This window comes from Microvirga sp. 3-52, from assembly GCF_018383585.1.
Lineage (GTDB): Bacteria > Pseudomonadota > Alphaproteobacteria > Rhizobiales > Beijerinckiaceae > Microvirga.
Genome location: NZ_JAHAMK010000062.1, coordinates 1 through 10,950, shown reverse-complemented (window position 1 = coordinate 10,950; position 10,950 = coordinate 1). Strand labels below are relative to the sequence as shown.

Sequence of the window (10,950 nt, the reverse complement as noted above, 5' to 3'; positions counted from 1 at the left end):
GTGGCGGGCGGCCGCGTGACAGGAATGCCCCGCCTCGACAAAGCGCGCCACTCGGCGGCGCAGATCCAGCGAGTAGGACTTGGTCATCGCTCATCTCCTCCCAGAAAGAGGGCTGAGACAAGTGAATCACGAAGCCGCCGCGCCGCATAGCCCCAAGGACTCCGTCAGAACTGCCGTTGCTCTAATTGACCGAAGAACTGGGGAAGGCCTGCAAGGGAGGAAAGCGTCTCTTTGCGCGAGTCACAGCGTCTCTTGAGGTCATGAGCCTTCCTGATAGCGTTTTACCTTGGGGCAGCTAATCTCACACGAAAGAAAAGAGCGTGTCTGTCTGGAAGCCGACATAGCAGGAAAGGAATTGCGCTGGCATTGTCATAAACTCTTCATATGACAGTCTGTGCGGCAGACTGGGTTCCTTCATTGAAGCAGGATCAGTGGGCGTCCCTGACGGCGTGCAAAGACTATCCGCCTATCTCTAAGGAGCGAGGTATGCGGACACATCAGGGAGTGCGAGGCGTAGGATCCTCTGTAGCGCAGAAGCGCAATCTTGACTCTGGATCGGTTGTCCAGGATTCCGGATCCACGAGGGCTATGCCGCTCCGAGATCGAGCAGCACATTGACGGCACCAACAAGGTTGTCATTGACATCGTGCAAGGGCGTGGGCAGTGGCCGGAAATGTACCCGGGTGCCGTCGGGCCGCTCTGCAACGGCGGTCACGCCCCGAACTCTTCTGTCCTCGCGGATCGCGACGGCCATCGGGCAGCAGTCATGCGGCAGCGGAGCGCCAGTGAGCGTGTAGATGTGCCAGGATCCGCACCAGCGGTCCCGCCCCAGCACTGGACGTCGTCCCCACAGAGCCACGGCAGCCTCATTGTAGAAGGTGATGCGTCCTGTCGCATCAGTCGTGTAGACAGCGAAGGGGAGAGCCGCGAGAAGGTCGGCATAGCGCGCTTCGGCGGATTTCTGGTCTGCTGTGGGGCGACTGAGGTATTCAATCACTTGGTCAGGGCTAGCTTGTTTCGCCACGAGGCGCAGCAAGGCTTTGCGAACATGCTCGCGAACGCTCACACTGGCCCCAGGCTCAGGCAGGGGATCTGCCCTGGCCACAACGCTTTGTCCTTGAGCCCGCGCTTTGCCTTGCGCCGCAGTGACCTGAAACAGGTAGAAGCCGATAAACCGCACGCCGACAGTTGCCGCTCTGTCGTTGAAGCCCGATGGGCGACCATCTTGGGGGCGAAGCGGCCCCGCGTACACCCACTGCTCGGAGACGATAAAGCTCGGGACCGGGCGATCCTCCGGCACGGCACAGAGGATCTCGGGCCGCTGCTGGTTGATGAACAGGTTATAGGCGCAGTCGCTCGCCTCCGGTCTGGCGGCAGCCAATTGACGATCCGACTTCACGATACCCTCTCTCACGCCTGACGTTTTTGTCCGTTTTTGATTCGCAACGCCTTGCTAAGCCGTACTGCCGCTGTGTGGCTTTTGTGCGCCCGGAAAGGGTACCGCAGTGAGGGGTAGGCTTCTACGCCATCTGGAGCCAGTGGGCTCATTCCCGGATCTCGCCCGACGCCTTCTGCAGGAATTTAATCGGACCTTCCACCTCCTCGTACGAGGTGCACGCGAGGGTGATAACCGGACAGCCATCCCTGCCCGGAGAATAGCGCAGGAGCGCAATCTTGATCCCAGCCGGGTGGCCGGGAGAGTCTGGCCTGTTTTCCAGTTCGAAGGCACGTAGTTGGCGCATGGGTCCATATGCTCGGCGGTGACGTGTCAGGGTGACACGACCGCCAGCACCTCGCCCATAGTGATGTCGGGCTCTCCGTCGATCACGTCGACCAAACTCGCCCGGATCCAGGCAAGAGCCTTCGCTTGGCGACAAGAGCAGCCTCTTTATCCTCGAACATGGTCACCGATCCGCCAACCCCATCGCCGGCATCGAACACGTAGTAGCCCAGAAACCCGGGAGACTGCTTGAGCCGTTGCCCAAGGCCGCTTTCAGCGCGCCGAGCTGCCTCAGCCACGGAACTCATGTGGTTGAACTTGCAGATAACCAGATACATGGCCATCTCCAGCCGTTCCAAGGAACTGCAATCCCATACTCGGCCAACATCGTTGAGAGATCGGGACGGGCGGGCGGAGCGGCAACCCAATCAGGCCAATGACGTGATGCGTCTATGGTACGCTTGGGTTGCCGTCGACGTCTGACCGCTCTGCTGATGAACGCGAGCGTTCAGCTCCGATCATCACTCTGCTTGACGATAACCGGCACGATCATATCGCCCCAATATCCTGTTTCAGAGTGGCAGCGCTTCACCCTCTGCAACTCGATGGATAGGCCATGGTTGACGCAGTTCATCACCGCCTCGTTCACCCGATGGAGCTCATTGGCAAGGATCCGGATGGCGCCCTCTTGATCAGGAGACATTGAGCTGGCAGCGTCTTCGAAGCGGCTCTTCAGCTGTGGCTTTTCAGAAATTGTCATATGCTTCACTCCTGTTAGAGTTAATGGCTGACCGCAGCATCTCTTTTACCGAGAGGCATGCGGCCTCTGTGTCGTTAGGCTTCGGCGAACTGCGGGCACGAGATGCAATCAGCAAGCGTCCGTATGGACTGCAGCTCTGCCCACAGAACTGGCTAGCCGAACTGGTTCATCGTGTTGTGGGTGCCACCTGCCTTGAGGGCAGCCTCACCCGCGAAGTACTCCTTGTGATCGTCACCGATGTCGGAGCCGGCCATGTTCTGGTGCTTGACGCAGGCGATGCCCTGGCGGAGTTCCTGACGCTGAACGTTGCGCACGTAGCCCAGCATGCCCTCGCTGCCGAAATACTCCTTGGCGAGATTGTCGGTCGACAGTGCCGCGGTATGGTAGGTTGGTAGCGTAATCAGGTGATGGAAGATGCCCGCCCGTTTCGCGCCGTCTGCCTGGAAGGTGCGGATGCGCTCATCGGCCTCCTTGGCCAGATCCGTGTTGTCATAGTCCACGCTCATCAGCTTAGCGCGGTCATATTGCGACACGTCCTTGCCCGCCTTCTCCCAGGCGTCAAAGACCTGCTGGCGGAAGTTGAGGGTCCAGTTGAAGGACGGTGAGTTGTTGTAGACGAGCTTGGCGTTCGGGATGACCTCGCGGATGCGGTCGACCATGCCGGCGATCTGCTCGACATGCGGCTTCTCGGTCTCGATCCACAGCAGGTCGGCGCCATTCTGCAGCGCGGTGATGCAGTCGAGCACGCAACGGTCCTGGCCCGTGCCGGGGCGGAACTGGAACAGGTTGCTCGGCAGCCGCTTCGGCCGCAGCAGCTTGCCGTTGCGGTTGATCACCACGTCGCCGTTGGTGCAGTTCTGAGGCGTGATCTCCTCGCAATCCAGGAAGCTGTTGTAACGATCGCCGATATCGCCCGGCTGGCGGCTGAAGGCGATCTGCTTGGTGAGGCCGGCCCCCAGCGAGTCGGTGCGGGCGACAATCAGGCCATCATCGACGCCGAGTTCGAGGAAGGCGTAGCGGATGGCGCGGATCTTGGCGAGGAAGTCCTCGTGCGGAACGGTGACCTTGCCGTCCTGGTGACCGCACTGCTTCTCGTCCGAGACCTGGTTCTCGATCTGAAGGCAGCAGGCGCCCGCTTCGATCATCTTCCTGGCGAGCAGATACGTCGCCTCCGCATTGCCGAAGCCCGCATCGATGTCGGCGATGATCGGCACGACATGGGTCTGATGTTTGTCGATGGCGTTGACGATCTCACGCTCCTTGATCGTGTTGCCACTCTTGCGTGTAGCATCGAGGTCGCGGAACAGGAGCCCCAATTCACGGGCATCGGCCTGGCGCAGGAAGGTGTAGAGCTCCTCGATCAGCGCTGGCACGCTGGTCTTCTCATGCATCGACTGATCAGGGAGCGGGCCGAACTCTGAGCGCAGGGCGGCCACCATCCAGCCCGACAGGTAGAGGTAGCGGCGCTGGGTCGAGCCGAAATGCTTCTTGATCGAGATCATCTTCTGCTGGCCGATGAAGCCGTGCCAGCAACCCAGCGACTGGGTGTAGAGCGATGAGTCGCCATCGTAAGCCGCCATGTCCTCGCGCATGATCCTGGCGGTGTAGCGGGCAATGTCGATGCCGGTCTTGAACCGGTTCTGCAGCCGCATGCGGGCAACCGACTCGGGGTCGATGCCGTTCCAGGTGCTCTGGCCCTCGATGAGCATCTGAGACTGCGCGATCTGATCTTGGTACGTCACGATCGTATTCCTCGCTTCTGTAAAGGTTGAACGAGGAAGTAGCGGGCGTGTTCAGGACCGTGAAGGCGAGTTAAGGTCCAAGTGTCAATCTTTACAGCAGGTGCAGTGTAAATCTGTCAATTATTTACACTTGGTGGCAGACCTTCGGGAATTGCTAAGTCTCTGATTTTCCTCAGTGGATATCGTCGTGATCGTTATGCGCTCTCTAAAGTCCTGGTTTATTTCGAAGAATCGTTAGCCTAAAGGCGAAGTCGACCTGAAGGGTTTGGGCGAGCGAAACGCTTCTCGCCTTGTGACAAGATGAGTGTCACTGATTTTACAATTCAGTGCCTTGTGGGGGCAGCTGGGGCCGGTCCACAAGTCTAAGGTGAGCCAACCCATGTTGATGTCACCCACAACGATATCACAGACTCCGCTTGTCGATTCTGCCATAGCTGTCTGCTGAATGCCGTTTTGTTATAGCCCACTGCCTCGCTGAGATCGTCGCGTTTTAGGAAACACGGAATAGGCAGTTCATAAATGCTCTATATTCGGGCGTGCGGCGCGCAGTAATGAAGTTACACTATGAGCGCGCGACGAGACTACAGTCGTCAGAGATAGACTGAGGCAACCAATCGCCATTGTCAGCATCATGTACCTGACTTTATCAACGCCATCTGAGGAATATTCACAATTCGGCAAAGTACTTACTCAAAATCCGCATCAGCCTGCCTCACTCCATGAGGCGGGATTTTTCGCAAAGGATCATCGAGAACGTCATAACCAGCGAACGGCATGGCAGGAGTCGAGCCCGCCCCATGTCCGCTTTAGCATTTGGAGCGGACCACACCGCAACATCTCAGATGTGCCAAAGTGTGTAACGTTGATCGGACTAAATGAAGGTCCACTCACGCCATAAATGTGGAAGCCCGGAGGACACCTGTCTCATGCCAGAAGGCGACGATTGGTGTTCTATTCATCTATTCGCCCTTGAATTTGCGTATCGATGAGCCCCATCCCCGCAGATGCTCCTGCGCCCGGGATTATGGACGCACGCAAGATTGCCTTGCTCGACCGGATCAGGTTGCAAGGACAATCACACCAAATTCGCCAACCTGCCGAAACCCGAGAGCCTCGTAAGAACGACGGGCAGCCGGGTTTTCGGTGAAGAGCACTGCTCGCACCACGCCTTCCTGTTCAGCCACTCGGAGCGCGCCTGCTACAACGCGGCGAGCATAGCCACGCCCACGTAGATCGAGTGGCGTCCAAACGCCCCCAATCTGCACATGGTCCCGAACCCGCGCATTGTGGGTACACAGAGAGGCGGGAGTGCCATCCACCTCGAGCAGAAAGGCTTCTCCACGCGCAACGTGGCCCTCAATGGCCTGGGCGGCAAATGCACGTGTCGCATCCTCATCCGGGAAGCCGGTACACTCGACCTCGTAGCCAAAGCGCCAGTCCCGCAGCAGATCAAGATCGCGCTCCTCCGCGCGGCGGCACGAGAGGGTGCAGGACCCGAGAGGCGCAGGAGGAATAAGATCGGAAAGGTTCAGAGCAAACAGGTCCTCAGGCGATCGCCTTTGGACAGCCGGAGCACCCAGCCCAACATGAGCAATCTCCACCTGTGAACAAGGCCCACCAAGACCAATCAGCGGCCGTCCTGTGGTCTCGACCGCCAGTCTCACCAGAGCAGCGGCGCACTCAGGCGCCTGCAGGTAAATGATCCCGTTCCAGGTGTGCAGGGCAACGCCAGCCACCTGCCCGCCCATCACGGCGATCGCATAGGTGCCCTGAAGCGGCTTACCCTCATCCACAAGGCCGCCGCGTGCCAGAAACGAGCGCAGAAACAAAGAGCTGTCAGCGTGCTGGGCCAGGAAGGCGTCGATCAGGTCTTCGTCCCCAGGCAGTGCGAGGCGAACTGTCGCGTTGTCCATTCGCCTACCTCCTCCAAGGCTGATCAGGTTGTTCGGGAACCGGCTCACTTGGCTCCAGCCATTATTGCACACCCGCGGGTTCGCCGATGAAAGCGCGTTCTTCTGAGACGAACAAAACGGTCAAGCTAAGACACTGCATTGGCGCTTCTTGCAGGCGACACAAGGTGCAAGGAAGCCTGGCCGCACCCTAGCCACCAGCCTTCACGCGCTTCAGGAGAGTCTCGACATCATCCGTCAGATCCGCGATGGCCCGCGGGTGTCGCTGCCTTCCCAATCGCCATTGCGCCCGCTGTGCCTCTGTTGTCTTCAACTGAAGTGGCGGCGCATGGGATCTCGGCGGCTCGACGGGACCGCGGCGGGCCGCCTGCTTGATCTCGCGCCGGATCAGGTAAATCGCGACGAGCATCAGCACAGGCGTCAAGGCGATCAGCCCGAGCGCGATCCAGTCTTGAGGTGTCATCTGTGACGAGAGAGCCTCCACGGACATCCTCCCTGCATGAATTCGGCTTCGCCCTCGTGATCAGGCTCACGGTGTCTGATTGGGAGGGCATCCATCAATCCTACGGCCGATGGTCGGCCAGTGGCACTGTCAAAGTGGAGGCTGCCGCACCCTCGGTGGTGGTAGTCATGAGACGTCCCGGCAACCCCGGCATGCCGACTACAGACCGCGACCCAACGGAAGAGGTGATCGCGAGCCATGCCGCCTTCTGGCTCAACCTGAAGAGCTCCGGTCACAACCTGGCCACTCGGCTCACAGATACTGCACGGCGGGAATGGATGAGGTGGCGGGATGCGGCTGCAGGTCCTCGGGTGCGGAGACGCGTTCGGCTCAGGTGGACGCTTCCACACCTGCTTTCATGTCTCAGCAGGGTCAGCCAGCTTCCTGGTGGATTGTGGTGCCTCATCGCTGATCGCCATGCGGCGGTTCGGGGTTGATCCGAATACGATCCGGACGGTGCTGATCTCGCACCTGCATGGTGACCACTTCGGCGGACTGCCGTTTCTGTTGCTCGATGCTCAGTTCGTCAGCCGCCGGACGGCCCCGCTCAAGATTGCCGGGCCCCCGACCCTGCCTGCGCGCCTGCAGGTGCTCCGAGAGACCATGTTCCCGGGCTCCACTGAAACGGATCTGGGCTTTCCGTTGGACATTGTCGAACTCGAGCCGCAGGTGACTACTCAGGTGAATGGTGTGTTGGTAACCGCCTATCCAGTGCGCCATCCGTCACGAGCCCCCTCGTTCGCACTGCGCTGTCAGGTCGAGCACCGGGCTCTCTGCTATTCCGGGGATACGGAATGGGGCCCGGTGCTCATCGAGGCCGCGCGAGGCGCGGATCTGTTCATTGCCGAGTGCTATACCTTTGATCGGCCGGTGCCCTTCCATTCGAGTTGGATGAGCCTGCGCGAGCACCTGCAGGAGATAGGAGCTAAGCGCGTGCTGCTGACCCACATGAGCACGGACATGCTTGAGCAGGTCGCGATTGACGGTGCCGAGCGCGCCGAAGACGGCATGGTCCTGGAGATCTGGCCTGACACCGGTCGACAGGGCACTGGTGCATGACCCAGGAGGAGCGCATGGGCGAGTGGAAGACGGTCTATGAGGACGAGGTCGAGGAGCGCTGGGTCACGCTCAGAACCTACGAGAGTGAGGATGACGAGGACGGGGATGATGACCCTGTCGTGCGCGTCACGGTAGCGCCTCTGGAGGATGGGGAGCAGAACGAAGTGGGGCAGACGCCCGTTACAAGGGCAGATGCAGACGACAATTCCATCACCCTTGATCCTGATGCAGTTGAGGATCTCGAAGAGGAGTTGAACGAAATCGGCTTCAGCCCCGAGGCGGCGGCGTGGATTGTCAGCAAGGTTCCTGTGTGAGCCGCTCAACGAGAGCATGAGGAAATGTGGAGCAACAATGTCGCCCGTCGTTTTGTCTCTTCTTGCACTGCCGCTGATCGGGCTTGATCGCCGCCTTCCCGTGGGGATCCTCTCACTACACTAGCTGCCTTACAGAGTCTTATGGTCCCCAAGCGGAGGCGCTCAACTTACCTTATGAGCCAGTCCAAAGATCGTCTGAGGGCTTTCGTCCCGTTTCGATCAAACCAGCGTCCATGGCTAAAGATTACCCGCTCTGGTTGCCAATCGACGAGCCGAGCTGCCGCCTGAGCAGCTTGGCGTTTGTTTGCCTTGACCATCAGGCGCAGATAGATGGGCGCTCGCCCATGTGGTGCCGCGACACCGTTCAAGCGCGCAAAGATCCGAGTGCCAACGGGCAGGCGCTGCGTCTCCAGGTTTTGCACCAGGTCCGTCATGATCAGTGTTCGGCTTGGATGGTGGAAGAAGTCCACTTCGCTGAAGCCGAACCCACGGACGGTAATCTGCTCCATCTCACTGGCCCATTCAGGCGGTGAGACATCGGAGAGGACATGATCAATCCTGACATCAGCCTTCTGCACTTGCTTGCGTTCACGCAGACCGGGAGCAGCCCAAGTTAGAGCGTCAGGGCACTCCCTCTGCCAATCCTGAAGAAATGACCAATGCGCCACGTCTGGTGCGATGAGATGGGTGATGCGCCCTTGCTGCTCGAGTTGGGCTTTGGGCGCTTCGCTGAAGCGCGTAGGGGAATGAAGCCAGAGATCACCGCTCGACAGGCGCAGCACGGTCATCCTGATGGGCAGCGTCAGACCGAATACCTGAAGAGGGCCGCTGTCGACGATCCAGATACCCTCCGCAACCGGTTTGAGGACATCAAGAGGAGGGTAGGTGCCATCGTGATCAACCTCGCTCGCCATCCCGCGATCCTCCTGGTCAACGGATTTGAAGCCGCCACTGACCACGAAGCGGCTTCGCGACCGGTGCCGGTTGAGTGTGATCGACAGCAAGTTCAGCGGAGACGGGCCGTTTCTCCCGATCAGCCATGGCAGTGCTCCAGTAACGCAGTGAAGCATCCCGGAAACGACGCGGCCAGAGGCTGGTTCCGCGGCTGAGCTTAGTTGCCGCCGTTGACCGCGACCTTGATCCTTTGCAGCCCCTCTGAGGCGAGAGGGTCAACTCTCAGGATCGGGTGACCTCCTGCAGAGCGGCGCTGGGAGAATACAAGGCGGACATAGCCACCATCTGGCAAAGGCAGGAAGAAGACCCCGTCTGTTTCTCCCTTCAGAAAGCAGCGTAAGCCGATGTAGAGGCTCTCCTCGTAGCCCCTGACGGCTCGCCGGATGGCGGGATGAACGACAAGGGTCATGCGCTTGCTCTCGCAGACCTCTTCGACGCTGTCGAAACTCAACACGGCTGAACCTCGCTGCTGAGGCGGATTGAGCGCCTCAGAGGTTCAACGCCGCTTATACGGTTACGGTTCGCCCACCATGAACCTCCCCAAAGGTATGAGCTTGCGCCCTGCTTGCGACATGACTATCTCCTGTTAGCACTCTCGCGTGCCGAGTGCTAACCCTGCTACTCAGCCCAAATGAGTGCGCCCTATCGCTGATACCAGGAGGAAACAAAATGACATTCCGTCCGTTGCACGACCGCGTTGTCGTCCGCCGCATCGAAGCCGAAGAGAAGACGGCCGGCGGCATCATCATCCCGGACACCGCTAAGGAGAAGCCGCAAGAGGGCGAAATCGTCGCCGTCGGCCCCGGCGCCCGTGACGAGAGCGGCAAGATTGCTGCCCTCGACGTGAAGGCCGGTGATCGTGTCCTGTTCGGCAAGTGGTCTGGCACCGAGGTGCGGATCAATGGCCAGGATCTCCTGATCATGAAGGAATCCGACATCATGGGCGTGATCGAACAGACCGCCGAAGCCCAGAAGGCCGCTTAAGCAANCAATGGCCAGGATCTCCTGATCATGAAGGAATCCGACATCATGGGCGTGATCGAACAGACCGCCGAAGCCCAGAAGGCCGCTTAAGCAACTCAGATCGAACAGATAAGAAACCACAGGAGGTTAGCTCATGGCTGCCAAAGACGTAAAATTCTCCTCGGACGCTCGCGATCGCATGCTGCGCGGCGTCGACATCCTCGCGAATGCCGTAAAGGTCACGCTTGGCCCCAAGGGCCGCAATGTGGTGCTGGAGAAGTCCTTCGGGGCTCCCCGCATCACCAAGGACGGCGTGACCGTCGCCAAGGAGATCGAGCTCTCCGACAAGTTCGAGAACATGGGCGCCCAGATGGTGCGCGAAGTGGCCTCAAAGGCGAGCGATGTGGCGGGTGACGGCACCACCACCGCGACGGTGCTGGCTCAGGCCATCGTCCGCGAGGGTGCCAAGGCGGTTGCCGCCGGCATGAACCCCATGGACCTCAAGCGCGGCATCGACTTGGCCGTGGCCGAAGCCGTGAAGGACATCCAGGCTCGTGCCAAGAAGGTTGCCTCGTCGGAAGAGATCGCTCAGGTCGGCACCATCTCGGCCAATGGTGATGCTTCGATTGGTGAGATGATTGCCCAGGCCATGCAGAAGGTCGGCAATGAGGGTGTGATCACCGTCGAAGAAGCCAAGACCGCCGAGACCGAGCTCGACGTCGTCGAGGGCATGCAGTTCGACCGCGGCTACCTCTCGCCGTACTTCATCACCAATGCGGAGAAGATGATCGCGGAACTCGAGGATCCCTACATCCTCATTCACGAGAAGAAGCTCTCCTCGTTGCAGTCGCTGCTGCCGATCCTTGAGGCTGTCGTTCAGACCAGCAAGCCTCTGCTGATTGTGGCGGAAGATATCGAGGGCGAAGCTCTGGCGACGCTGGTGGTCAACAAGCTCCGTGGCGGCCTGAAGATCGCTGCCGTGAAGGCTCCAGGCTTCGGCGACCGCCGCAAGGCCATGCTCGAGGA

General features: G+C 59.7%; 11 protein-coding genes and 1 pseudogene. 4 read left to right on the top strand and 8 right to left on the bottom strand.

Annotated features, from left to right (window positions below):
* Positions 1-598: 598 nt before the first annotated feature.
* The 6 genes and pseudogenes from KHP60_RS25775 to KHP60_RS24300 all read right to left on the bottom strand — a co-directional run.
* Positions 599-943: pseudogene (locus tag KHP60_RS25775) on the bottom strand (PAS domain-containing protein); the annotation flags it as partial.
* Between the two features lie 881 nt (positions 944-1,824).
* On the bottom strand, positions 1,825-2,064 hold the full coding sequence (locus KHP60_RS24320) for a hypothetical protein (RefSeq protein ID WP_311925337.1): 240 nt from the start codon (positions 2,062-2,064) through the stop codon (positions 1,825-1,827).
* A gap of 164 nt (positions 2,065-2,228) precedes the next feature.
* On the bottom strand, positions 2,229-2,480 hold the full coding sequence (locus KHP60_RS24315) for a hypothetical protein (protein ID WP_213566851.1): 252 nt from the start codon (positions 2,478-2,480) through the stop codon (positions 2,229-2,231).
* A 152-nt stretch (positions 2,481-2,632) separates the two neighbouring features.
* Positions 2,633-4,222: an isocitrate lyase gene (locus KHP60_RS24310; RefSeq protein ID WP_213566850.1), complete on the bottom strand. Its 1,590-nt coding sequence runs from the start codon at positions 4,220-4,222 to the stop codon at positions 2,633-2,635.
* A gap of 1,058 nt (positions 4,223-5,280) precedes the next feature.
* On the bottom strand, positions 5,281-6,135 hold the full coding sequence (locus tag KHP60_RS24305) for a GNAT family N-acetyltransferase (protein WP_213566849.1): 855 nt from the start codon (positions 6,133-6,135) through the stop codon (positions 5,281-5,283).
* Between the two features lie 187 nt (positions 6,136-6,322).
* The gene (locus KHP60_RS24300) at positions 6,323-6,595 is read right to left on the bottom strand and encodes a hypothetical protein (RefSeq protein WP_213566848.1); all 273 of its coding nucleotides are present in this window, start codon (positions 6,593-6,595) and stop codon (positions 6,323-6,325) included.
* A 330-nt stretch (positions 6,596-6,925) separates the two neighbouring features.
* On the opposite strand from KHP60_RS24300, the gene KHP60_RS24295 reads away from it, so the two are divergent.
* Complete coding sequence (locus KHP60_RS24295; RefSeq protein WP_213566847.1) at positions 6,926-7,693, top strand: MBL fold metallo-hydrolase; 768 nt, start codon at positions 6,926-6,928, stop codon at positions 7,691-7,693.
* Positions 7,694-7,707: 14 nt separating this feature from the next.
* Positions 7,708-8,007 (top strand): hypothetical protein, encoded by a 300-nt coding sequence (locus KHP60_RS24290; RefSeq protein ID WP_213566846.1) that lies wholly within the window; start codon positions 7,708-7,710, stop codon positions 8,005-8,007.
* A 167-nt stretch (positions 8,008-8,174) separates the two neighbouring features.
* Here the strand turns inward: KHP60_RS24290 and KHP60_RS24285 are convergent, their stop codons facing one another.
* A complete protein-coding gene (locus KHP60_RS24285; protein ID WP_213566845.1) occupies positions 8,175-8,921 on the bottom strand; it encodes a DUF4336 domain-containing protein in 747 nt (248 codons plus the stop codon).
* Between the two features lie 197 nt (positions 8,922-9,118).
* Positions 9,119-9,415: a hypothetical protein gene (locus KHP60_RS24280; RefSeq protein WP_213566844.1), complete on the bottom strand. Its 297-nt coding sequence runs from the start codon at positions 9,413-9,415 to the stop codon at positions 9,119-9,121.
* Positions 9,416-9,630: 215 nt separating this feature from the next.
* Between KHP60_RS24280 and groES the strand changes: the two genes are divergently transcribed.
* Together groES and groEL are read left to right on the top strand one after the other, a co-directional pair.
* Positions 9,631-9,945, top strand: a complete 315-nt coding sequence (gene groES / locus KHP60_RS24275; RefSeq protein WP_213566843.1) for a co-chaperone GroES — start codon at positions 9,631-9,633, stop codon at positions 9,943-9,945.
* A gap of 133 nt (positions 9,946-10,078) precedes the next feature.
* The coding region (gene groEL, locus KHP60_RS24270) for a chaperonin GroEL (protein WP_213566842.1) at positions 10,079-10,950 on the top strand (872 nt) is incomplete at its 3' end.

Bases quoted from the DNA above. Each gene is read 5' to 3' on its own strand.
- KHP60_RS24295 (WP_213566847.1), top strand. From the start codon at position 6,926: ATGCGGCTGCAGGTCCTCGGGTGCGGAGACGCGTTCGGCTCAGGTGGA.
- KHP60_RS24305 (WP_213566849.1), bottom strand. From the start codon at position 6,135: ATGGACAACGCGACAGTTCGCCTCGCACTGCCTGGGGACGAAGACCTG.
- KHP60_RS24315 (WP_213566851.1), bottom strand. From the start codon at position 2,480: ATGACAATTTCTGAAAAGCCACAGCTGAAGAGCCGCTTCGAAGACGCT.
- KHP60_RS24290 (WP_213566846.1), top strand. From the start codon at position 7,708: ATGGGCGAGTGGAAGACGGTCTATGAGGACGAGGTCGAGGAGCGCTGG.
- KHP60_RS24285 (WP_213566845.1), bottom strand. From the start codon at position 8,921: ATGGCGAGCGAGGTTGATCACGATGGCACCTACCCTCCTCTTGATGTC.
- groES (WP_213566843.1), top strand. From the start codon at position 9,631: ATGACATTCCGTCCGTTGCACGACCGCGTTGTCGTCCGCCGCATCGAA.
- KHP60_RS24320 (WP_311925337.1), bottom strand. From the start codon at position 2,064: ATGGCCATGTATCTGGTTATCTGCAAGTTCAACCACATGAGTTCCGTG.
- KHP60_RS24300 (WP_213566848.1), bottom strand. From the start codon at position 6,595: ATGACACCTCAAGACTGGATCGCGCTCGGGCTGATCGCCTTGACGCCT.